The sequence below is a fragment of the Planococcus donghaensis genome, from assembly GCF_001687665.2.
Taxonomy (GTDB): Bacteria; Bacillota; Bacilli; order Bacillales_A; family Planococcaceae; genus Planococcus; species Planococcus donghaensis.
This window is the reverse complement of the sequence record NZ_CP016543.2, coordinates 1,781,928-1,804,026: the sequence shown is the minus strand read 5'-3', so window position 1 is coordinate 1,804,026 and position 22,099 is coordinate 1,781,928. Positions and strand designations below refer to the sequence as shown.

General features: G+C 38.5%; 22 protein-coding genes. 16 read left to right on the top strand and 6 right to left on the bottom strand.

Features of this window, described 5'->3' with window-relative positions; all coding sequences use genetic code 11:
• Positions 1–8 precede the first annotated feature (8 nt).
• The 7 genes from BCM40_RS09020 to BCM40_RS08990 all read left to right on the top strand — a co-directional run bounded on the left by BCM40_RS09020 (position 9) and on the right by BCM40_RS08990 (position 9,764).
• Complete coding sequence (locus BCM40_RS09020; RefSeq protein WP_065526206.1) at positions 9–1,655, top strand: sensor domain-containing diguanylate cyclase; 1,647 nt, start codon at positions 9–11, stop codon at positions 1,653–1,655.
• Between the two features lie 245 nt (positions 1,656–1,900).
• A complete protein-coding gene (locus BCM40_RS09015; protein WP_065526207.1) occupies positions 1,901–4,711 on the top strand; it encodes a 2-oxoglutarate dehydrogenase E1 component in 2,811 nt (936 codons plus the stop codon).
• Positions 4,712–4,735: 24 nt separating this feature from the next.
• Positions 4,736–5,998, top strand: coding sequence for a 2-oxoglutarate dehydrogenase complex dihydrolipoyllysine-residue succinyltransferase (odhB, locus tag BCM40_RS09010; RefSeq protein WP_065526208.1), 1,263 nt, complete (start codon positions 4,736–4,738; stop codon positions 5,996–5,998).
• An 87-nt stretch (positions 5,999–6,085) separates the two neighbouring features.
• Complete coding sequence (locus tag BCM40_RS09005) at positions 6,086–6,682, top strand: DedA family protein (RefSeq protein WP_065526209.1); 597 nt, start codon at positions 6,086–6,088, stop codon at positions 6,680–6,682.
• Between the two features lie 96 nt (positions 6,683–6,778).
• Complete coding sequence (locus BCM40_RS09000) at positions 6,779–6,976, top strand: DUF6501 family protein (RefSeq protein ID WP_065527704.1); 198 nt, start codon at positions 6,779–6,781, stop codon at positions 6,974–6,976.
• 67 nt (positions 6,977–7,043) lie between these two features.
• The gene (locus BCM40_RS08995) at positions 7,044–7,901 is read left to right on the top strand and encodes an AAA family ATPase (protein WP_065526210.1); all 858 of its coding nucleotides are present in this window, start codon (positions 7,044–7,046) and stop codon (positions 7,899–7,901) included.
• Between the two features lie 9 nt (positions 7,902–7,910).
• Positions 7,911–9,764 (top strand): vWA domain-containing protein, encoded by a 1,854-nt coding sequence (locus tag BCM40_RS08990; RefSeq protein WP_065526211.1) that lies wholly within the window; start codon positions 7,911–7,913, stop codon positions 9,762–9,764.
• A gap of 216 nt (positions 9,765–9,980) precedes the next feature.
• On the opposite strand, the gene BCM40_RS08985 is transcribed toward BCM40_RS08990, so the two are convergent.
• Positions 9,981–11,162 (bottom strand): toxic anion resistance protein, encoded by a 1,182-nt coding sequence (locus tag BCM40_RS08985; protein ID WP_065526212.1) that lies wholly within the window; start codon positions 11,160–11,162, stop codon positions 9,981–9,983.
• Positions 11,134–11,841: a 5-bromo-4-chloroindolyl phosphate hydrolysis family protein gene (locus BCM40_RS08980; protein WP_065526213.1), complete on the bottom strand. Its 708-nt coding sequence runs from the start codon at positions 11,839–11,841 to the stop codon at positions 11,134–11,136. Before BCM40_RS08980 ends, BCM40_RS08985 begins: the two co-directional genes overlap by 29 nt.
• Positions 11,842–12,045: 204 nt before the next feature.
• Here BCM40_RS08980 and BCM40_RS08975 point away from each other — a divergent pair, with 204 nt between their 5' ends.
• From BCM40_RS08975 to BCM40_RS08960, 4 genes are all read left to right on the top strand, one after another.
• The gene (locus BCM40_RS08975) at positions 12,046–12,342 is read left to right on the top strand and encodes a DUF1033 family protein (protein ID WP_065526214.1); all 297 of its coding nucleotides are present in this window, start codon (positions 12,046–12,048) and stop codon (positions 12,340–12,342) included.
• Between the two features lie 186 nt (positions 12,343–12,528).
• Complete coding sequence (locus BCM40_RS08970) at positions 12,529–12,729, top strand: cold-shock protein (RefSeq protein ID WP_008428384.1); 201 nt, start codon at positions 12,529–12,531, stop codon at positions 12,727–12,729.
• A gap of 145 nt (positions 12,730–12,874) precedes the next feature.
• Positions 12,875–13,081 carry a cold-shock protein gene (locus tag BCM40_RS08965; RefSeq protein ID WP_065526215.1) on the top strand — a complete coding sequence of 69 codons (207 nt, stop codon included), beginning with the start codon at positions 12,875–12,877 and terminating at the stop codon, positions 13,079–13,081.
• Positions 13,082–13,126: 45 nt separating this feature from the next.
• Positions 13,127–13,603: a YkvA family protein gene (locus BCM40_RS08960; protein WP_065526216.1), complete on the top strand. Its 477-nt coding sequence runs from the start codon at positions 13,127–13,129 to the stop codon at positions 13,601–13,603.
• 73 nt (positions 13,604–13,676) lie between these two features.
• On the opposite strand, the gene BCM40_RS08955 is transcribed toward BCM40_RS08960, so the two are convergent.
• Positions 13,677–15,284, bottom strand: a complete 1,608-nt coding sequence (locus BCM40_RS08955) for an ABC-F family ATP-binding cassette domain-containing protein (protein ID WP_065526217.1) — start codon at positions 15,282–15,284, stop codon at positions 13,677–13,679.
• A 107-nt stretch (positions 15,285–15,391) separates the two neighbouring features.
• Positions 15,392–15,625: a hypothetical protein gene (locus BCM40_RS08950; RefSeq protein WP_065526218.1), complete on the bottom strand. Its 234-nt coding sequence runs from the start codon at positions 15,623–15,625 to the stop codon at positions 15,392–15,394.
• Between the two features lie 166 nt (positions 15,626–15,791).
• Here BCM40_RS08950 and BCM40_RS08945 point away from each other — a divergent pair, with 166 nt between their 5' ends.
• A complete protein-coding gene (locus BCM40_RS08945; RefSeq protein WP_083394500.1) occupies positions 15,792–16,961 on the top strand; it encodes an MFS transporter in 1,170 nt (389 codons plus the stop codon).
• Here the strand turns inward: BCM40_RS08945 and BCM40_RS08940 are convergent.
• Both BCM40_RS08940 and msrA read right to left on the bottom strand, forming a co-directional pair.
• A complete protein-coding gene (locus tag BCM40_RS08940; RefSeq protein ID WP_065526219.1) occupies positions 16,958–17,275 on the bottom strand; it encodes a hypothetical protein in 318 nt (105 codons plus the stop codon). The genes BCM40_RS08945 and BCM40_RS08940 overlap by 4 nt on opposite strands.
• An 84-nt stretch (positions 17,276–17,359) precedes the next feature.
• On the bottom strand, positions 17,360–17,890 hold the full coding sequence (gene msrA, locus BCM40_RS08935) for a peptide-methionine (S)-S-oxide reductase MsrA (protein WP_065526220.1): 531 nt from the start codon (positions 17,888–17,890) through the stop codon (positions 17,360–17,362).
• 262 nt (positions 17,891–18,152) lie between these two features.
• Here msrA and BCM40_RS08930 point away from each other — a divergent pair, with 262 nt between their 5' ends.
• From BCM40_RS08930 to BCM40_RS08915, 4 genes are all read left to right on the top strand, one after another.
• Entirely contained in the window at positions 18,153–19,100 is a 948-nt protein-coding gene (locus tag BCM40_RS08930) for an LCP family protein (protein WP_065526221.1), read from the top strand.
• Positions 19,101–19,158: 58 nt separating this feature from the next.
• Complete coding sequence (locus BCM40_RS08925; protein ID WP_065526222.1) at positions 19,159–20,346, top strand: AI-2E family transporter; 1,188 nt, start codon at positions 19,159–19,161, stop codon at positions 20,344–20,346.
• A gap of 59 nt (positions 20,347–20,405) precedes the next feature.
• Entirely contained in the window at positions 20,406–20,825 is a 420-nt protein-coding gene (locus BCM40_RS08920) for a sporulation protein (RefSeq protein WP_065526223.1), read from the top strand.
• A gap of 335 nt (positions 20,826–21,160) precedes the next feature.
• A complete protein-coding gene (locus BCM40_RS08915) occupies positions 21,161–22,021 on the top strand; it encodes a glycerophosphodiester phosphodiesterase (protein ID WP_065526224.1) in 861 nt (286 codons plus the stop codon).
• Positions 22,022–22,099: the final 78 nt, after the last annotated feature.

Genomic DNA, 22,099 nt, shown 5'->3' with positions numbered 1-22,099 from the left:
TGAATTAGATGTTAATGCCTTTTACAGTGGAGCAACTAGATCTACTTTATAAAAACGCTAAAGATCCGGTTTATTTCATGAGGCAAAATGGAGACACATTTGACTATTTGTATGTTAACCCAGTGTGCTTTACGCTTTTTAATAAAGAACTAGTCGGTACCAATTTAGATGAAAGTATGCCACTGCCCCTCGCAATGGAGATTAAAAAACAATATTTGATCGCTTTAAAAGTAGGGAAAAAACACACGTATCGTGATTATAGTTTGTTCAGTGATTTAGAAACTGCCATGGAAACAGAGCTTACACCGATGGAATATGGAAATGAGCGATTTGTTCTTGCAGTTACCAAAAATGTGACAGCTCAAAAGAAAATAGAAGAAGACTATTTGTTTTTCGAGTCATTAGTTCAAAACTCCGTGGATCCCATGATTATGGTTTCGGCAGAATTTATGATTCTCGATTTAAATCCAGCTTATGAAAACACATTTGGCGTATTCAAAGGCCAGTGGGTTGGTCGCTACTATCACGAGTTGCCGGATAAGCAAAAAGAATTGTTTGGAGCGGGGAAAAACTTGCTCCAACAGTTTTCAGCACAATCTAAGAGTACGTCGATGATTATGAAACGTATAAAACAAGATGGTACCGAAGCGAAGTTTTCGGTCAGCTATTCACCGGTAAAAGAAAACGGAATGATCCGCGCATTTCACATTGTTTTTCGAGAGTTAACTAACGAATTATTGTTAAAAAATGAACTGAAAAAGACCGAAAATATTTTGGAAAGCTACAAAGAAGCGCTTAATTACGCAGCACTTGTCGCCATTTGGAATGTCTCTGGTACGGTAGAGTTTGTAAACGATAATTTAAACGAATTAACAGGCTATAAACCGTCAGATATGATTGGGTTGAATATATCTGAAATTGGAGAAGCAGTTGTATCTCCAAAATTATACAATGAGATTCGTGAAGTGACTTTACGAGGTGAAATCTGGCGCGGCCAAATTAAAAGTATGAAACGCAATGGGGAGTTTTTCTGGGTAGACGTTACCATCATTCCACTATTAGATGTAGAAGGAGAAATTTATCAATTTTTATCTATTCTTTTTGATATAACAGAACGAAAACAATTAGAAGAAAAATTGCATTTCATGGCATATCACGATAGTTTGACCAATTTACCTAATCGACGTTTTATGATTCAACAGTTTCAACAAATTAGAGAGCAAGCCGATGCCAAAAATGAATTTATCGTTTTACTGTATTTAGATGGAGATGACTTTAAATTAGTTAACGATCAATTTGGACATGACGTTGGGGATGAGTTTATTTTTCATTTCGGCGATGCAATCAAAAGAAGCTTGCGAAAAAATGATTTAGTTGCAAGAGTTGGTGGCGATGAATTTTTAGTCGCATTACGTGATGTGGTACCGGAAAATAGTGAACAACATATTGAAAGTGTTATTAATCGAATCAATGAGTCACTTTTAGAAGGATGGACAATCGCTGATCATCATTTCACCCCAACATCGTCTGTAGGGATTGCTATCTATCCTGAACACGGACAAGATTTTGATGAATTGGTTAAAAAAGCAGATGCGGCACTTTATTTGGCCAAAGGTAAAGGGAAAGGAACTGCTTATTTGTATTCTGTGCAGTAAAAAGCAGTTGAAAATAGCTAAATTAAAGCGATAAACTGATAAAAAGTACTTTATTAGTTGTTATGTGAATCTTTTCACGAAAATGCTTTGATTTTCGTCATGGAAGTAGTAAGATTGATAGGGAATTTTAAACTTATATTGCCTAAGCGCCTTCTGCTTTATGTCTAATCGGAAGCGTGATAAAATAGGCAAGACATATACAAAAAATAATGACTGCCGTCAAACAAATAGTTGGAGGTTTTTTAATGTCTAGCAATTATCCAGATGCAAAATCCCCGTGGAGCTCTATTACTGGCCCGAACTTGGGATACGTAATGGAAATGTATGATCTGTATCAAGAGTCACCTGAATTACTTGACCCAGAATATGTTGAACTTTTTAAGCAATACGGACCACCTACTGAAGTTCCTAAAGAACAACAAACTTCAGGTGCAACAACTGTAGAACCAAATAATTTTGAAAAAGTGTTGGCTGCTGTTCATTTAGCTGAAGCGATTCGTGCGCATGGTCATTTAGCATCAGATATCTATCCGCTAAACGATCAGCCAAAAGATACTTCACGCATGGAACCTTCAACTTACGGTCTAAGTGAGCAAGATTTAAAAGAAGTGCCTGCATCATTTATTTTGAACAATGTACCAAACAATGTAAGCAATGGTTTAGAAGCTATTAATTACTTGAAATCACTTTATACAGACAAAATTGCTTTTGAATTTTCTCACGTTATTCAGCCGCAAGAACGTAGCTGGTTGCAAGAAAAGATCGAAGCAGGCATAGCAAAACCATCACTAGATGCAGATAAGAAAAAACAAGTTCTTGATTTGTTAACGCGTGTAGAAGGTTTTGAGAAGTTTGTACATCGTACATTTGTTGGACAAAAACGCTTTTCAATCGAAGGTGTTGATTCATTAGTTGTATTAATGGATGAGCTTGTTCGCATGTCCGAATCAGCAGGAACGAAAGACATTATGATCGGGATGGCGCATCGCGGTCGTTTAAATGTGCTTACTCATATTTTAAACAAACCTTATGAAATGATGTTTGCTGGATTTGCCCACGTTGGCGATGAAGCATTTCTTCCGAAAGACGGTTCTCTTCAAATCACTAAAGGGTGGTTTGGTGATGTGAAATACCATATGGGTGCAGCTTATAAATCTGCAACTGGTACGAGCGTTAAATTAGCATATAATCCATCGCATTTGGAAGTTGTAAGTCCAATCGTAGCTGGACAAACTCGAGCTGCACAAGAACTTACTGACCAAACGGGTATTGCTAATATGGATCCGAAAAAATCGTATGCTATTTTAGTGCATGGCGATGCGGCATTCCCAGGTCAAGGGATTGTCACGGAAACTTTGAACTTTAGCCGCGTCAAAGGTTATCAAACAGGTGGATCTATCCATATTATTGCTAACAACTTGATCGGATTTACTACAGAACAATTTGATTCTAGATCCACGCATTATTCGTCGGATCCTGCAAAAGGGTTTGAAGTACCGGTTATCCATGTTAACGCGGATGAGCCAGAAGCAGTAGTTGCAGTTGCTCGTTTAGCGTTTGAATACCGTGAAAAATTTGGTAAAGACATCTTAATTGATTTAATTGGTTATCGTCGTTATGGACATAACGAAATGGATGAGCCATTAGTTACCAACCCAACTATGTACCATGGTATTCACCAACATGATACCGTCCGTAAACTTTACGGTAACAAATTAGCAGCTGAAAACGTACTTTCTGAAGACGATGTTCAAAAGCTTGATGCAGATGTTCAAAAAGAAATGCAGGAAGCATATGATCGCGTTAAAGAAAACAAATCAGAAGATTTCCCGAAATTGGAAATCCCTGAAGCTGTTTTAAACGGTTATCCTGAAGTTCCAACAGGAATTGATAAAGATATTTTGACTAAAATGAACGAAGAGCTATTGTCTTGGCCAAGTGATTTTTCTGCTTTCGGCAAATTAGCAAAAATCTTAAAACGTCGTGAAGAACCTTTTAAAGGCAAAGGGAAAATTGATTGGGCACATGCTGAAACACTTGCTTTCGGTACAATTTTACAAGATGGCAACCCAATCCGTTTAACTGGTCAAGATGCGCAACGTGGCACATTTGCTCACCGTCATCTAGTGTTACATGATGAAAAGAACGGCAATGAACTTGTGCCGTTGCATCATATTTCAGATGCTAAAGCATCATTTGTTGTGTACAACAGTCCGCTTAGTGAAGCATCAGTATTAGGCTTTGAGTACGGATATAATGTTGAGAACGATAAAGCGTTAGTTATTTGGGAAGCTCAGTATGGCGATTTCGCTAACATGGCTCAAATGATGTTTGACCAATTTATTTCTGCTGGACGTTCAAAGTGGGGACAAAAATCAGGTTTAGTTATGCTACTGCCTCACGGCTACGAAGGTCAAGGCCCGGAGCATTCGAGTGCGCGTTTAGAAAGACATCTTCAAATGGCTGCTGAAAACAACTGGACAGTTGCCAACCTTTCTAGTGCAGCAAACTATTTCCATATTTTACGCCGTCAGGCAAAAATGCTTGGAGAAGAATCGATTCGTCCATTAATTATTGTGTCACCAAAATCATTGCTGCGTCATCCTCTAGTGGGTGCATCCGTAGATGATTTGTCAGAAGGACATTTCCAAACCATTATTGAACAGCCGAATATGGGCGAAAATGTGAAAAAAGTAAAACGTATTTTGTTTGCAAGTGGTAAAATGGCAATTGACTTAGCTGAACGAGTTAAAGATGGTACAGGCTACGAATGGGCGCACATTGTTCGTGTAGAACAATTGTATCCATTCCCAGCTGAGAAGATTAAAGCGATTGTAGATCGTTACCCTAATGCTAAAGAGTTGGCTTGGGTACAAGAAGAACCAATGAACATGGGGTCATGGACATTTGCAGACCCTTACTTGCGTGAATTAGGTGACGGCAAAGAAGTGAAATACTTCGGTCGTATCCAACGTCAAAGCCCAGCAGAAGGCGATGGCGAAGCACATAAAGTAGAACAAACACGTATCATTGACGAAGCATTAGCTAAATTGTAAGGATAACCTAAGGAGGAATTTTTTGTGGCAGAGATCAAAGTACCAGAATTAGCAGAATCGATTACAGAAGGAACAATCGCTCAGTGGCTTAAACAGCCGGGCGAAACAGTTGAAAAGGGAGAATTCATCGTTGAATTAGAAACAGATAAAGTAAACGTTGAAGTTATTTCTGAAGAAGCTGGAGTTGTTCAAGAACATTTGGCACAAGAAGGCGATACAGTTGAAGTTGGACAAGTAATCGCAATCGTAGGCGAAGGTTCTGGCGAATCTGCTGCTCCTAAAGCAGAAGAAGCTCCGCAAAAATCAGAAGAGCCTGCTAAAACAGAAGCTCCTGCTGCTCAAGAACCTGTGGCTGAAGACAAAGCGGCTGAAGAGCAATCTTCTTCTGATCGCACAATTGCAAGTCCTGCAGCGCGCAAATTAGCTCGTGAAAAAGGAATCGATCTTGCAGCAATTACCCCAGTAGATCCTATGGGACGTGTACGCGTTCAAGATGTAGAAGCGCATGGTTCAAAACCTGCAGCAAGTGCACCTGCTGCTAAAGCGGAAGCACCAAAAGCAGCAGCACCTTCTTCAGACGAAGAAAACGGCCGCGTTGTTCGTGAAAAAATGACTAGACGTCGTCAAACAATTGCTAAACGTCTTCTTGAAGTTAAACAATCAACTGCAATGTTAACTACATTTAATGAAATTGATATGACGAACGTTATGGCATTACGCAGCCGTAAAAAAGATCAATTCCTTAAAAACAATGATGTGAAACTTGGCTTTATGTCATTCTTCACAAAAGCAGTAACTGCTGCATTGAAAAAATACCCTTACGTTAACGCTGAATTAGATGGTACAGACGTATTGCTAAAACAGTTTTATGATGTAGGTATTGCCGTTTCAACTGAAGAAGGACTTGTTGTACCAATCGTTCGCGATACGGACAAAAAGAACTTTGCAGAAATCGAAGCGACAATCGGCGAACTTGCTAAAAAAGCTCGTGACAAAAAACTTTCAATGGCTGATATGACAGGCGGTTCGTTTACAATCACGAACGGTGGCGTATTTGGTTCATTGATGTCTACACCAATTTTAAATGGTACACAGGTTGGTATTCTTGGAATGCACACAATCCAAAAACGTCCTGTTGCAATTGGTGACGAAGTTCAAATTCGTCCAATGATGTACGTTGCACTTTCTTATGACCACCGTGTAATTGACGGAAGCGATTCTGTTGGTTTCTTGAAAATGGTTAAAGATATGATTGAAAACCCAGAAGATTTATTGCTTGAATCTTAATATTTTTTAAAAAAGATAGTCCTGCGTTGCAGGACTATCTTTTTTTTGTCATGATATAGGAAAGAACACCTAAGGCGGTCGAAGTCCATGGATATTTCGTTTCTTCTAGAATTGGTGCAAAAATATGGGTATTTTAGCATGTTTGTGTTTAATTGGCTGCTGTTATTTGGTTTGCCGATTCCAAATGAAGTGGCAGCAGCATTTTCAGGCGTCTTAACTGAGATTAGCAACTTTAATCCTTATTATGCTTTTTTATCCGCATATGCAGGTTTGATCACCAGCAATACATTCGCGTACTTTATCGGTCGTAGCTTAGGACATCGATTGCTAAATCGCTTGAATAAAACTGCGTTAAAGCAGGCAATTAGCCGTTTTAGCCACTTTTTGGAAAAGCACGGAGAATGGGCAATAGCTTTTAGTTTTTTCCTTCCAGGAATCCGTTGGGCCATGCCGTATGTAGTGGGAGCAAATCGATTTCCGATCATGCGTTATATGTTGTTTGCGTATTCAGCGGGATTTGTTTGGATGTTTATTTATTTCAATGTCGGCAGAACGTTTCCATATGCCTATGAAACCATTCTCGATCACATACAAGCATTTTTAGTTTCGTTGACTGTTCTTATCGTTTTTATTTTGGTGATACGGTATATTTATACAACGAAGTTTCCTAAAAGTGATGACTAGCAATAAATGTGTTACGCATCTGAAAAAGAGACTGTTTGAATTTAGTTGAATTTTTCCTTATACTAAAAGATAGACAGATAGAAAAGGGTGATGATGATGCTTCACAATGAATGGTTAAATAAAGAAACAATCAAAACCGTGACATGCAAACATACAGATGCAGCTAAATTTTTAGTATCAAACGTTTTAACTGCAGGGAAAGAGTACGAAGTTAAAAATGAAACCGAAGAATTTATCTTTGTAGTAGATAATACCGGAAAAATTGGTGGCTTTTACAAAACGTATTTCGAATAATCCACATCAATAAAGTTGAAAAGCCGATGGAAACATCGGCTTTTTCTATAGGAAAGAGGGATACTCTATGTCATTTATAAATGAAGATATAGCCAAACGACAAAAACAGTCAAACGAAGAATACGATAAACTGATCGGAAAAACAGGCTATATCGCTCCAGATGAGCATTTGTGGGAAGATATTTTATCAGCTGTTGTTTTGAGAAAACCTGTCTTGCTAAAAGGGCCAACGGGTGCAGGTAAAACCAAACTGGCAGAAAGCATATCAGCCCTTTTCAAACAACCTATGCAAAGCATAAACTGTTCAGTAGACTTGGATGCAGAAGCATTATTAGGCTTTAAAACATTGGTGCAACGTGATGGACAAAGTGTGATCGAATTTGTTGAAGGTCCAGTTGTAACCGCAATGAAAAAAGGGCATTTTCTATATATCGATGAAATCAATATGGCTAAGGCAGAGACCTTGCCCATTTTGCATAGCGCATTAGATCATCGCCGTATGATGACCAATCCGTTTACGGGTGAAGTAATTGAAGCTCATCCAGATTTTGGTGTGATTTCCGCGATAAATGAAGGCTATATTGGCACAGCGCCTATGAACGAAGCGTTGAAAAACCGCTTTATCGCTTATCCGATTCCTTATTTAACCGGCCAACAATTAGCTGAATTGTGGAATCGTGAATTTCCAGATGCTGAAAAAGAATTGAAAACATTCATGCTGAATTTAGCAGAAGATTTGATGAAGCAAGTGGAAAATGGCTTGTTGTCGGAAGAAGCTGCTTCGATTCGGAGTTTGCTTGATGCGACGGCTTTAGCACAACATATGGACCCTTTGCGAGCCGTTCAATATGCAATTGCAGAGAAATTAGATGATGAAAGTGAACGTGATTTGTTCATGGACTTAGCGAATACTTGGAAAAAGTAGGTGAAAATGATGACATCAGTTAACCGCTTTATTCAATTTAATAACGAAACCATTGATACGAAGTTGCTTCATCAAATGGAGTTGCTGGCTGCCGCTTTAGCAGATGCACCGTATTTAAAAGTGACGACACGTAAATTGATCGAATTGCGACCATCTGAATTAGCCATGTCGATGAGTGTATTTTGGCGACACCGAACGAAACGAATAGAGCGCAATGGTTATTTGTCGGATATCTATTTACTAGCGGCAGGGTTTTGGCGTAACTTCGACTTAACGGTGTGGCGTCATTTTAAAAAAAGTAAAACGAAATTGCCAAGCCTTCGTGAACAATTATTGTTATGTGCTGAAGAATTTAGGCTTTCTGAACACATTAAAGCGAATCGACCTGGAACAATGACTGCTTTTCAAACCCGCGAAGTGGTTTATACGGAATATCATGAAGATCAGGCCAAGCAAAATCTTAAAAAAGGATTTAAAAGCGACCTTCTTATCAATGCAGCATATTTACGTTTGCGTGGAGTTGAAGTAGATATAGGCGAGTTGACGGATGCACTCTCTTTAATGTGGACAGAGTTGTTTGATGCGAAATCGACAATGGATTCTGTAAGAATTGTAAACCGGATTATGGACCGCGCAGAGTTTTTACTAGAATCAGATGCGCTTCATACGTATTATACGTTCGGGGAAGCACTGGAGAAGATCCCACCATTTCATTATCATGAAGGCATAGAAGCAGATGAAGCAGAAGAACCTGAAGAAATCGAAACGATTGAAGAATGGTTTGGGGCGTGGCATCGTGAAACAGAGTTAAGCGATTCACCTGCGATGGAATTTGAATTAGAAAGTGGAGATTCGCAAATTGCAGATGGTGGTAGAGAAGAAGCAGGCGCTAGTGAAGTGGAACAAACGGCAAAAGGTGATTCAAGCGGTGATCATTTAGAAGATAGCGATAAAGACGATCGCCAAATGAAAAGCGAACCGAAAAAAGCAGAAGGGAAATTTGGTTCCGCAAATGATCAAGTGGTGTATCACGAATCGAGATTAAAAGCAGTAGGCGATCACCGTTTGGATATTGAAAATTGGCGTAGGAAACAAGCACCTCATGTTCGTGCTTTGTTAAAAGAATTAAAAAAGCGAATGACTCAACGACAAGAAGGCATTCGTACAAATTTAAATGCAGGAAGACTGTCAAAAAAATTAGTACCCCTTGCGATTGAAGAGCGACCAAAGCCATTTTACCGAAAAACCGCACCATCTAAAGAACTGGACGCCGTATTTTGTTTGTTGATCGATGGATCTGCATCAATGCTAGATAAATTAGATGAAACAAAACAAGCGGTTCTGTTGTTTCACGATGTGTTGCGCGGGTTGAATGTGCCACATGAAATTGTGTTGTTTTACGAAGATGCGTACGAAGCAAGTGACGCCGAACAACCCAATTACTTTGAGTGGATGCATAAATTTGAAGATCGCAACAAAGACCACGCCGAGACCATTGCGTCACTCGATGCACACGAAGACAATCGAGACGGTTTTGCTATTCGTTGGATGAACAACCGATTAAAGCGACGCGCTGAAAAACATCGCTTTTTACTGGTTTTTTCAGATGGCGAACCATCTGCTTATAATTATGCAGAAAACGGCGTAGTGGACACTGCGAACGCCGTATCCGAAGCGAAAAAGACAGGGATTGAAGTGCTGCACTTATTTTTGAGCAGCGAATCGATTTCAGAAGATCAAGCCGCCTTTTACCGGATGATGTATGGCAATAAATCCGTCAGTGCTGATTCGCTCGAACAATTTGTCGAACAGACCTTGCGATTGCTAAAAAGAAGCTTGCATTTGGTCATACAGGCGGGTTGAAAGAAGGTGCTCTCCGTGGAGAGTGCCTTTTTAGGGTTTATTAGCGTGTTGAATTTCCAATTATTTGGATATACTGTCCGGATTGCTGCAAATACTGTCCGATTTAGCCGGAATACTGTCGGAATCATGCCCAATACTGTCCAAATCGATAGAAATACTGTCCAAACGGTAAAACAATACAAACCCCCGGTAGCTCTGAGCTACCGGGGGTTTGTATTACTCATTATTTTTTTCGTGACCATCATGAATTGCGAGCAATCGTTGTTTTAAATCTTCTTCCATTCGACCAATCTCAAGCTCTGCAGCTTTTCGGTTTCTGCGGCCTTCTGCCTGGATTTTCAGCGTTTCTTCAATTGTTTCTAACAAGTTTTCTTGCGTTTTCTTCAATGTATCAATTTCCACAATACCGCGCTCGTTTTCACGAGCGGTTTCAATTGAATTCATTTTTAGCATTTCTGAGTTTTTCAGAAGCAAGTCATTGGTTGTCGCGGTCACTTGTTTTTGTGCCTCTACAGCTTTAAGCTGCTTGTTCAACGTTAACGCAATCGCAATTTGGTTTTTCCATAGCGGAATCGATGTCATAATAGACGACTGAATTTTTTCTGCTAAGGTCTGATTGGTTTGTTGAATCATGCGAATTTGTGGTGCGCTTTGAATCGTAATTTGGCGTGATAGTTGCAAATCATACAATCGTTTTTCTAACCGATCCACATATTGCACCATGTCATTTACTTCTTGATACACCATTTGATCTTGTGAAGCTTCTGCTTTTTTACGAAGAGCCGGGATGGTTTCGTTCATAATTTCATCGCGTTTTAGTTCTGCAGCTGCGATGTAAACATTTAATGCTTGAAAATACGTTTTGTTTTGGTCGTATAGTTGTTCAAGCATTTGAATATCGTCAAGCAATCCTCGTTTAGAATGATCGAGTTGTATGCTGATCCGATCTACTTGGCTACTGAGCTTTTGGTATTTTGTCATCATTTCCTGTACCGAATATTTAGCTTTTGAAAAAAGCTTGCGAATTCCGGCACGTTTACCTTGTGTCAATTCTTCAGGGTTTAACTCTTCAAGCTTTTTCATCAAGTCATGAAGTATATCGCCAACAGGACCGATGTCTTTACGCTGTACATGATCCAACATTTTATGTGAAAACTGGCTTAATTGGTTTTGAGCGTTGGCTCCGTAAGTAAGAATCGCTTCGTTATTCCCTACTGGAATTTGCTTGGCAAGTTCACGGGCTTTTGCTTGTTCTTCTTTTGATAAGCGGTCCATTAACGAAACTGGGCGTTCTTCTTTTTGTTCAACTACTGACTGCTGTTGTTTTTCCATCTGCATGCCAAATGGAGACTCCAATAAATCATCTAATTCACTCTGGTTTGATGGTTTCTCTGTCATCTTCCACGTCTCCCTCATGTTCTGATTCTGGCTGAACGAGTAATTTCTGTTCGTTGTGCTGATCAACGGCCAATTGTGCGTAATCTAACTCCATGCGCAATCGTTCGATATCACTGGATAATACTCGTTTCAAATCTTGCTCCATTACTTTGTTTAGCGATAAGAGCATTTCCCGTGTATCTTGCAACGTAATGCGCATTTCGGTATCTTTAACAGGTTGTCCAACCAATAACGTATACTTTTCGGTTAGTTCTATCGCTGAATCCAAATGAGAATAAAAAAATGGTTCAGCTAAGTAAAATTTTCTAGGGTTTTGTTGAACCACGAGAATGATCTTGTTTGCTATTTTTGTCATATCTATTAATTGTTTAAAAGAAGAAATAGAACGGACTTTATAATAATTCCCTTGAAGTTGCTTGATTTTTTCTTTGCCTTCTTTTATTTGCAGTTGCACATTTTTGTATTCACTTCGTGTCATGCCGAAATTTTTCGAGTCTGAAGAAAGTTGAACTTGTTTCATTGTGCTATTGCTCGCAATATATGTGCCAGCGGCTACTGCTCCAGAAGCGATGAATCCAATCTCAGCGCCCAAATATAAAACAGGAAACATTACAGCCATAATGGGTAAGCTGACAGTTTGCCTCTTGATAAAATTTTCAATCGGCTTTAGGGGCTTCATGCAAAGGACCTCCTTCACTACTACTTAATCTATACGTCCTGCGCATTAAAAAGTTTCATTTCAATGCATTTGCTCTTCTATATTTTACGTGAAACAACAGGTCAATACAAACTTTGGAATCCTACTAGAATATGATGCATAACACTTTACAAGTACAAGAGGATTTGGCACAATGCTAATTAGGAAGAAAAGAGGCCGGCAGCTATGCATGAAATTATCTATATGAGAACAGATTACGAACCGTGGTGGATGTTGGATGGTTGGGAAGAAAAAATTATGACTCGACATGAATTTAGTTCACCCGAAAAAGCTCGGTCTTATTTAGAAGGTCTCAAAGATGATTTTAGTCGCCGTTTTCCGAATCAAAAACAAAAGAATCATGCCTTTACGTGTTATTGGAATGAAGAAGAAACGGAGTACTGTGAAGATTGCGAAGAGGATTTGCAAATCTTTCATGGGCTAATCTGGCTAGTTAACGGAAAACCAAATATAAGTTTTTAGATTTGTTTGACTTTTGTAGTCAATTTGCTATAATAAATGAAACAATATGAAATCTCGACCAATAACAGCTATTCACATATTCCCAAAAGTGATCAGCACGTGATGGTACTTTCGGGAATATGTGAATTTTTTTATTGCAAAAGATTCCATATTGAAAAATTTTTCTTACCACAGGAGGTAATTTACATGCAAGAAGGAACAGTGAAATGGTTTAACTCAGAAAAAGGCTTTGGTTTTATCGAAGTTGAAGGCGGCGACGATGTATTCGTACATTTCTCAGCTATCCAAGGCGAAGGCTTTAAAACACTCGACGAAGGTCAACGCGTTGAATTTGAAGTAGAAGAAGGCAACCGCGGACCTCAAGCAACAAACGTAACTAAAGTCTAATATCCCAAAGAACCGCTTCTTTAGAAGCGGTTCTTTTTTTGTAGAAAAATGTTAGCCAATACCTCGTTTTCTAAGAAGGTTTTTATTCATTCTCAACTGGGTATAATGAGAAGACCGGATCAAGAGAAGGTGGGAGGTTTTAGAAATGGAAGGCAAAGTAAAATCATTTGATGATAACAAAGGAATTGGCATGATTACTGGTGACAATGGAGAAGACTTTTTCTTTGAGGAGATCAATATCAATGTGGATGGGTTCCGAAAACTAATGCCTGGACAGCCAGTCAAATTCACAATTTATGATGGGGTAGCCGATAAAGAACGCGTTGCGACAAACGTAACTTTAATCTTTTAATTGTTGTGCTCGAAGTTAGATAAGATGTGCAAAGGGGACATGAAAATGACGAATGATTATTTAAAAAAGCCAATGCCTAGTCAAGAAAAACAACAAGACTTCTACCAAAAACTGCGACAAAAAGTACAAAATTGGGTAGATAACAAGCCGGGTGTGGTCGGAACCGTTAGTGGTTATGTATTGTTCGCACCTGATTTGTTTCACTTGTTAACAAGATTGATGCTAGACAACCGAATCGATGCTAAAAGCAAAGCAGCAGTCGGAGCAGGGATTATGTATTTTATCGCGCCTATCGATTTTTTGCCAGAAATCTTAGTAGGGCCCGGTGGATTCCTCGATGATGTTGTAGTTGCTGTATTTGTTATAAATACGGTACTAAATAAGTTCCCGACAGAAGTCATAACAGAACATTGGACAGGTGATGAGAATTTGTTATCACTTGTTAAGAAAGTCTCCAACTCCGGAAATAAATATGTTTCGAAATTACCGGCAGGTCGTCTGGTAAAACGTTTTACCAAGTAAAAAAGTCACTTGAGTTAAACAATGTTAAAAAGAAAACAGCAGTCCAACTCAATGAGTTAGACTGCTGTTTGTTTTAGTTGGTGATTCCTTGTGTTTCTTTCCATTCCAAAAAATCATCATAAGTTAATTGTTTATCTAAAATTGATCCATCTTCACGGATTTCAATCACGCGATTTGCAACCGTTTGGATAAACTGATGGTCATGAGATGTGAAAACCATAGCGCCTTTAAAAGCGATCATGCCGTTATTTAAAGCCTGGATAGACTCAAGGTCCAAGTGGTTAGTTGGCTCGTCCAATAAAAGAACGTTTGCGTGAGATAGCATCATTTTTGAAAGCATGCAACGCACTTTTTCGCCACCTGATAAGACAGAAGGTTTCTTTTTAACTTCTTCACCGGAGAATAACATTCTGCCAAGGAATCCGCGTAGGAAAGTTTCGCTTTCATCATCTGGAGAATATTGGCGTAGCCATTCTACTAATGATGTTTCGCTGCCTTCGAAATAGCTTGAGTTATCGATTGGTAAATAAGCACGTGAAGTAGTTACACCCCAACGACATTCTCCTGATTCGGGTTTATCTTCTTCAGCTAAAATACGAAGAAGTGCTGATTTGGCAAGCGGATCGCCAATCAAAACAATTTTGTCTTCTTTGCTCATGTTAAAGCTGATGTTATTTAATAATTTGTTGCCGTCTACAGTTTGACTAAGATCTCTAACTGTTAGCACGTCGTTGCCGATTTCACGACCAATTGTAAAGTTAACAAATGGATATTTACGAGAAGAAGGACGAATGTCGTCCAATTCAATTTTATCAAGCATTTTCTTACGTGACGTCGCTTGCTTCGATTTTGAAGCGTTGGCTGAGAAACGCGCGATAAAGGCTTGAAGCTCTTTAATTTTTTCTTCTTTTTTCGAGTTTTGATCTGAAGCTAAACGTGTTGCCAATTGGCTTGATTCATACCAGAAGTCGTAGTTTCCGACATATAGTTGGATTTTTCCGAAGTCAAGATCGGCAATATGTGTACATACTTTGTTAAGGAAGTGACGGTCATGGGATACAACTACAACCGTGTTCGCAAAGTTGATCAAAAATTCTTCCAGCCATTGGATTGCTTTTAAGTCCAAGTGGTTGGTAGGCTCATCCAGTAATAGAACATCAGGTTTACCAAACAAAGCTTGAGCTAAAAGCACTTTTACTTTATCAGAACCGGATAGTTCGGCCATTTTTTTGTCGTGAAGATCTTCAGTGATTCCAAGACCTTGAAGTAAGATTGCTGCTTCAGACTCAGCTTCCCAACCGTTCAATTCAGCAAATTCGCCTTCAAGTTCAGCAGCGCGCATACCATCTTCATCAGAGAAATCTTCTTTCATGTAAATTGCGTTTTTCTCAGACATTACTTCATATAATTTCTTATGTCCCATAATGACAGTTTCAAGAACTACATGCTCTTCGTACTCAAAGTGGTTTTGCTTTAGTACAGCAAGTCGTTCACCAGAACCCATATAAACATTTCCGGATTGGGGTTCAAGTTCACCAGAAAGAATTTTAACAAAAGTGGATTTCCCAGCACCATTGGCACCAATTAATCCGTAACAGTTACCAGGGTTAAATTGAATATTTACATCTTCGAAAAGTTTACGGTCACCAAAGCGAAGACTTACATCATTTGCAGCTATCATGTATACGTACCTCCTAAATTTCACAATAAGATTAGTATACCACGAATTCCCCGAAAATCGATAGCATTCAGCCGTGGTCTCGGATAAACTGAGAATATAAGGTCTTTTTATCTCGATTTACGCTCTAAGTATGCTTCAAGCGAGCCAAGTTCTTTGTTTAATAAGTATTCCATTTGCACATATTCTCGCCGGCCAGGAACATGATCTTTCGTGAGACCTTTCATGGAATAGATAAAGTAATAGCCACCAATTTGACGAAACAAAACGACGACGTGTGGGAAATCATCGAAAATCGCTTTTATATTGTAGCGTTTCGCATAACTCCAATTTACGAGTTTCATTGACAAACCGCCTTTCACTCCTCTATTTTAAATGATTGGATAGAGAGAACACAAGTTTGGGGTTTTCGTCAATTCAAGCGCAATTTTTAAAAAGTTACTAATGAAATTTTATTTTAGATTGCTGTTTAAATAAGGCATTTGAGTGTTAGTTACTGGAGGGCAAAACGTGTCTAAAAACAAAAGAAAGTCAGCGCTCGGATTAATGGTCATCGCAATATTGTTTGTCGCGTTAAATTTACGTCCCGCAATATCATCTATTGGGCCGATGCTTGATCCCATTCGAATCGATTTGAATTTGAGTAGCAGTGAGGTTAGCTTACTGACAGCTATTCCTGTTTTTTGTATGGGGCTTTTTGCACCACTTGCGATCGTTTTTGGTCGGAAATTCGGCTTGAGACGATCAATTGCTTTCCTATTAGGTGTAATCGGTGTGTTTACTTTAGGAAGAGGGTTTTTACCAAATTATCCGGTATTGCTCATCAGTGCATTTTTTATTGGTGTCGCCATTGCAGTAATAAGTCCACTTTTGTCAGCGATTATAAAGCATAGCTTCCCAACGCGAACGCCCGCATTAATCGGTGTTTATTCATTTGGAATGGGTCTCGGGGCAACATTGGCTGCAGGATTAACAGGTGTGTTTTATATCATTGCGGATTGGCCAGCAGCCATTGCGAGTTGGAGTTTGTTGTCAGTAGTCGCGATTAGTATTTGGTTGCGTGTGGAGCAACCAACTGAAGAAAAAGTGGAGGAAGTGGATTTCGAAATTAGACGCGTGTCTCCACTTAAAAATAAACGAGCTTGGTATATGTTACTGTTTTTCGGTGCGCAATCAGCTTTGTTTTTTTCAATGCTTACGTGGCTTGCACCAATTGCGATTGATAAGGGAATGACCGTGCTAACCGCAGGTGGAGTTCTAACTTTAATGACAGCAGTACAAATAGTTGGGAACATAAGCATTCCGTTATTTTTTAATAAGTTTCCGAATCGTTTTATATGGACTGTTATCGTTTTAAGTTCGGGTTCGATCGGTGTTCTGATACTGATGTTCGGTTCTCTGAACATGGTCTGGATAGCGGCTGCCTTTATCGGTGTGGCGTTAGGTGGTCTTTTTCCAATTGCCTTACTGATGCCATTAGATGAAACCACAACAGCTGACGATGCCAATAGTTGGACCGCCATGACACAATCGGGTGGGTATATGATATCGGCTTTTATGCCTCTCGTTATTGGTGTTATTTACGATCAAACCGAGAATCATGACATTACATTATTATTGTTTTTAAGTTTTATCGGGTTAATGCTAATTTTTGCTTTCTTACTTCATAAAAAAAATTAATCGAATTCTCTTGGTTCTAGAAGAAAAAAATTTTTAATGTTTTGAAGTTGCATGAGTATATACCAAGATAGGTAAAGAGATATTAAAGGGAAGATGATGCACCAGGATGAAATCATCGTAAATGAAAGCTTGGAATCAGGGAAAAATGATGTAAAATACCAATAATTGTACGTTAGTGTTAAAAGCATGGTTGTGATTGGGCCAATATAAACTTTTTTAGAAAGAAGTGCTAGCCAAATACCAATGCCAATAACAAAGAATGGAACAATAATCAATTGCATTATAATGGGATCAATAGATTCAATGAGTTTCAACCGAGTACCTCCCTAAACTATATAATAAAATGGCGAATTGGTCGAATAATCAAAAAATTCAATAGGGTAAAAAAAGCTGACGCGTTAGACGTCAACTTTTTCCCATGTAGAGGAAAGAAATTCATCGCGGCCAGAAGCTGCACGATCGTTTTTATAATATTCAGGGTTTTTCTTGTGAAAATCTTGATGGTAATCTTCTGCTGCATAAAATGGTGTTGCGTCGCGAATCTCGGTCACGACAGGCTTATTGAAACGACCGCTTGCATCAATCTCTTGTTTTGATTTTTCGGCAATAACACGTTGACGTTCGTTGTGAACAAATATTGCTGCACGATAAGAAGGTCCGCGGTCTTGAAATTGTCCTTCATCATCAGTAGGGTCTATTTGTTGCCAAAAAATATCTAACAATTGTTCGTAAGAGAAGACGTCAGGTTGGAAAGTGATTTCCACTACTTCTAAATGGCCTGTTGTACCAGTCTTTACTTGTTCATATGTAGGATTTTCGATATGGCCACCGCTATAGCCTGAAACGATCTGTTCGATGCCATCAAATTGATCGAATGGTTTGACCATGCACCAAAAACAGCCCCCTGCAAATGTTGCTTTTTCAGTCATAATTAAGTCTCCTCTCAAGTTGCTAAGGAAATATTACCACTTTCGCGGTTTTCCGACAATATAAATGTCTTTTACATAACTAAAGTCATTATAATAGTAGCAGTATTAATAAAAAAAAGCGATTTTCCTATTTAAATATTAGTCGGATGGGAAAAGGTAGTTGAATAGAGTTGATCGTGTAAATTTTTAATTGAAATACCGAAACTTAATGCCCAACAATGCGTCATATTGACGTGAAAGTTCAGAAAGGAGTGGATTTATAATGGAAGAAGAATTACAACCGATTAAAAGAAAAAGACGCAGAAAAAGAAGATTTCGGCTGCGCGGCATCGTCTTCCTGCTCCTGGTCGCTTTAATCGCTATTGGCACTTATGCATTCCTACAATTTAAAGAAGGTAAAGACATAGCAGATACATCAGCGCAAGAGCCTGTTTTGTTCGATGAAGATGAGGCAAACGAAGATTATGAAAACATTTTGGTGCTAGGCATTGACTCACGAGGAGAAGAAAAATCACGCACGGACACAATGATGTTAGTGACACATGATAAAGTAAATGGTGAAATAAAGTTAACTTCGTTTATGAGGGATATTTATGCAGACATCCCAGGTTATCAGTCTTATAAATTAAATACAGCATATTATTTAGGTGGAGTGGACTTACTTGCAGAAACACTTCGACAAATGTTTGGAGTTGAAATTCATCATTACGCATTAATCGACTTTGAGAGCTTTGAAAGCCTTGTCGATGTAGCTGTACCGGGTGGTGTAGAAATTGATGTTGAAAAAGAAATGTCAGAAAATATTGGTGTTTCTTTAACCCCAGGAGTTCAAAAGCTAAACGGGAAAGAATTACTAGGGTATGCGCGGTTCCGAGCAGATGAAGAAGGAGATTTTGGCCGCGTGAGAAGACAACAACAAGTGATTGCAGCAATGAAAGATGAAATGGCGACCGTCTCTACCATTCCAAAATTACCTAAATTAGCAGGTACTTTACAAGGGTATGTTCAAACGGATATGCCTTTAACAGATCAAATCAAGTTAGCGACTCAATTAGCTATGAGTGGTGGTGGGGAAGTTGAACGATTAACCTTGCCGATTAAAAATGGTTATAGCTATGGCAATTACGCACATGCAGGTTCAGTTCTTGATATTGACCTTGACATGAATAAGCAAGCTTTGAGTGAATTTTTGTCGCAACCCTTAAACTAATTGTGCGATGATTATGATAAAATGAAAGTATAACGTTTAATCAGAAAAGAGGAAGCTTATGGAGCCAGAGGACAAGCCATCATTTTTTGCCACTAATTATATTCGGTTTTTGGGTGGTAGAAATACTTTATTTACATTGTTCTCCTTGTTATTGCTTGGATTCGTCATTTTTGTTTTCAAGGAAGTTTCATTTATCTTTCATCCGGTAACGGTATTTATGAAAACCGTGGTCTTGCCAATTGTTTTGGCATTGGTGTTTTTTTACTTGCTCAGACCTATATTACGCACGTTAGAGAAGTTTAAAATTCCTCGGATTTGGGGTATTATCATTATCTTCCTCGGCGTAATTGGTTTGATCACGTTACTAAGTGTGTTGGTATTTCCGTTTTTACGTTCTCAATTTCAAAATTTAATCGCAGATTTTCCGGAATATTTTATGCAATTAGTTACAGCAGTGGATGGATTTTTGAGAACTTCATTTGTTGGAGATTATTATAGTGAGTCTAATTTTACATTAGATACTTTACTTGCAACGTTGCCAGACAATGTTGCGGACACGCTTCAAAATACAGTAACGGGGATTATCTCTGGTATTACTGGATTAATTTCAACAATTACGGGTGTTATTTTATCCATTGTTATTGTGCCATTTATTTTGTTTTATTTATTAAAAGATGGGGAAAAATTGCCGGAGTATTTCTTGAAATTATTGCCTCCGAGATTTCGTGAAGATACGCGCGAAGTGTTTTCAGAAGCGGATAGACAATTAGGAGCTTACATACAAGGTCAATTGATTGTGGCTTTTTGTATTGGTGTGATGGTCTATATCGGGTTTTTGATAATCGGTATGGAATATGCGTTGTTACTCGGCGTTTTAGCCATGGTTACGAGTGTAGTTCCTTATATTGGCCCAGCGATAGCGATTGCGCCAGCGGCTATTATCGCCTTGGTGACCTCACCATTTATGTTAGTTAAACTAGCAATTGTGTGGACGGTTGTGCAATTAGTAGAAGGGAATTTGATCTCCCCGCAAGTTATGGGTAAAACCATGTTTATCCATCCGGTGACCATTATTTTTGTTCTATTAACAGCAGGGTCTTTGTTTGGTGTAGTTGGGGTAATTCTTGGTATACCAATGTATGCTTTGTTGCGTGTGCTCGTATCTCATTTCTATAAATTGTTTAAACGTCGCTATAATCGGCATGAAACCAATTTATCAAATCAATATGATTATACAGAGCTATAAAGTAATTATAAAAAAAAGTTGTATTTTAACAACTAACAAAATTTGGGGGTTTCAAGTTTATGAAGTTCAAAGATTTTTTATCATCTATTGGCATTGGTTCATTAAAAGTAAATACAGTAGTGGAAAGGCCTCATCTTGAAGAAGGCGAGACATTAAATGGGACAATTTATCTTGACGGCGGAGACGGGGAACAAACCATTGATTTTATCGAATTGAATGTAGTGCGTCTTGTCGAAGACACGCGTGAAGACAGTGATTTTGATTTTTACGAAACAATTGTGGCAAAACAATCAATGGAATTTGCGGGATCCGTAAAATCTAAAGATACCGTTATGCAGCAGTTTGAAATTGTACCGGACGAACGTTGGGTATTGGACAATCCAAACGCAAAACTAATTTTACGTACGATTGTCCATGTAAAAAATGGCGTAAATGCAAGAGATGAAGACGCCATCACATATGGAACATTAGAGAGCTGAGAAATCAGCTCTTTTTTTATTGCGTTAATATTAAATATAATTATATTATGTAAACAAATAACGAAAAAGTAATTTGAAATTAAAACAACATAGTTTTCAATGGTAAGTATGTTTTTTTGTTCCCATGTAAACAACTACTTAAGGATATAATCATAAGTTCAAAAACTAGCAATCAAGAAAAAAGAGCAAGATAAAAAAGGGTATCCATAAAGTTAGGATTTCCTTTTTGTGTTTATATAGTTCGTCCATAATTTACATTTTATTAATGATCTATTAATACCTGCTATATATCCATTGCGTACACTAAAGTTGAAAAACACTAAAGGAGTGGTTAGTTGAAACGGATGGTGACAATTTTAGCAGCAAGTCTTGCAATGACATCCTTTACCGGATCTGGACTTGCAGCTGAACAGGGAGAAACAGTAAAGATGGTATCGAAACAAGAACAGCAAGAAATGGTGAACATCGCACACCGTGGTGCTTCTGGACACGCACCTGAAAATACAATGGGAGCCTTTCAAAAAGGGGTTGAAATGAAGGCGGATTATATTGAAATTGACGTGCAAATGACCAAAGATGGAGAGCTCGTCGTTATTCATGATACGACTGTCGATCGTACAACAAACGGAACCGGCAAAGTTGGCGATTTAACGTTAAAAGAAATTAGGCAGTTAGATGCCGGTAGCTGGTTTAGTGAAGCCTTTACTGGTGAAAGTGTTCCTACTTTTGAAGAAGTATTGGCTGAGTTTCAAGGGAAAGTTGGTATTTTAGTCGAATTGAAGGCGCCAGAACTTTATACAGGAGTAGAAGAGAAGGTTGCGGATGCTTTGATTGAAAAGAATATGAGTGCACCGAACAATAATAAAATCATCATCCAATCTTTTAACCATGAATCTATTAAAAAATCAAAAGAGCTTTTACCCAACCTCTCTCATGGCGTTTTGACAGGAGGAAGTTGGGCAAACGTAACCGAAGAACAATTAGCTCAGTTTGCGAGTTATGCTGATTATTTCAACCCAACAATGAAGATTGTAACGGATGAGCTGGTTAGTAATGTTCATGAGGCAGGAATGGACATTTATCCATACACTTCAAGGTCACAAGAACAAGCTTTACGACTATTCGACTTAAATGTAGATGGAATTATTACAGATTATCCGGAGCATGTTTACTCCCATCCTGTAAAAAACTCATAATTTTATAGTGGAAAGACAGGTAGAGAGCTATCTACCTGTCTTATTTAATTTCGTAGGAATTCAACAACTACTTCAATA

Excerpts from the sequence above, each read along its gene's own strand:
- BCM40_RS09020 (WP_065526206.1), top strand. The coding sequence starts at position 9 with ATGTTAATGCCTTTTACAGTGGAGCAACTAGATCTACTTTATAAAAAC.
- BCM40_RS08985 (WP_065526212.1), bottom strand. The coding sequence starts at position 11,162 with ATGACAGAGAAACCATCAAACCAGAGTGAATTAGATGATTTATTGGAG.
- BCM40_RS09005 (WP_065526209.1), top strand. The coding sequence starts at position 6,086 with ATGGATATTTCGTTTCTTCTAGAATTGGTGCAAAAATATGGGTATTTT.
- BCM40_RS08980 (WP_065526213.1), bottom strand. The coding sequence starts at position 11,841 with ATGAAGCCCCTAAAGCCGATTGAAAATTTTATCAAGAGGCAAACTGTC.
- BCM40_RS08950 (WP_065526218.1), bottom strand. The coding sequence starts at position 15,625 with ATGAAACTCGTAAATTGGAGTTATGCGAAACGCTACAATATAAAAGCG.
- BCM40_RS08975 (WP_065526214.1), top strand. The coding sequence starts at position 12,046 with ATGCATGAAATTATCTATATGAGAACAGATTACGAACCGTGGTGGATG.
- msrA (WP_065526220.1), bottom strand. The coding sequence starts at position 17,890 with ATGACTGAAAAAGCAACATTTGCAGGGGGCTGTTTTTGGTGCATGGTC.
- BCM40_RS08990 (WP_065526211.1), top strand. The coding sequence starts at position 7,911 with ATGACATCAGTTAACCGCTTTATTCAATTTAATAACGAAACCATTGAT.
- BCM40_RS08960 (WP_065526216.1), top strand. The coding sequence starts at position 13,127 with ATGACGAATGATTATTTAAAAAAGCCAATGCCTAGTCAAGAAAAACAA.
- BCM40_RS08925 (WP_065526222.1), top strand. The coding sequence starts at position 19,159 with ATGGAGCCAGAGGACAAGCCATCATTTTTTGCCACTAATTATATTCGG.
- BCM40_RS08920 (WP_065526223.1), top strand. The coding sequence starts at position 20,406 with ATGAAGTTCAAAGATTTTTTATCATCTATTGGCATTGGTTCATTAAAA.
- BCM40_RS08930 (WP_065526221.1), top strand. The coding sequence starts at position 18,153 with ATGGAAGAAGAATTACAACCGATTAAAAGAAAAAGACGCAGAAAAAGA.
- BCM40_RS08970 (WP_008428384.1), top strand. The coding sequence starts at position 12,529 with ATGCAAGAAGGAACAGTGAAATGGTTTAACTCAGAAAAAGGCTTTGGT.
- BCM40_RS08955 (WP_065526217.1), bottom strand. The coding sequence starts at position 15,284 with ATGATAGCTGCAAATGATGTAAGTCTTCGCTTTGGTGACCGTAAACTT.
- BCM40_RS09015 (WP_065526207.1), top strand. The coding sequence starts at position 1,901 with ATGTCTAGCAATTATCCAGATGCAAAATCCCCGTGGAGCTCTATTACT.
- BCM40_RS09000 (WP_065527704.1), top strand. The coding sequence starts at position 6,779 with ATGCTTCACAATGAATGGTTAAATAAAGAAACAATCAAAACCGTGACA.
- BCM40_RS08995 (WP_065526210.1), top strand. The coding sequence starts at position 7,044 with ATGTCATTTATAAATGAAGATATAGCCAAACGACAAAAACAGTCAAAC.
- BCM40_RS08965 (WP_065526215.1), top strand. The coding sequence starts at position 12,875 with ATGGAAGGCAAAGTAAAATCATTTGATGATAACAAAGGAATTGGCATG.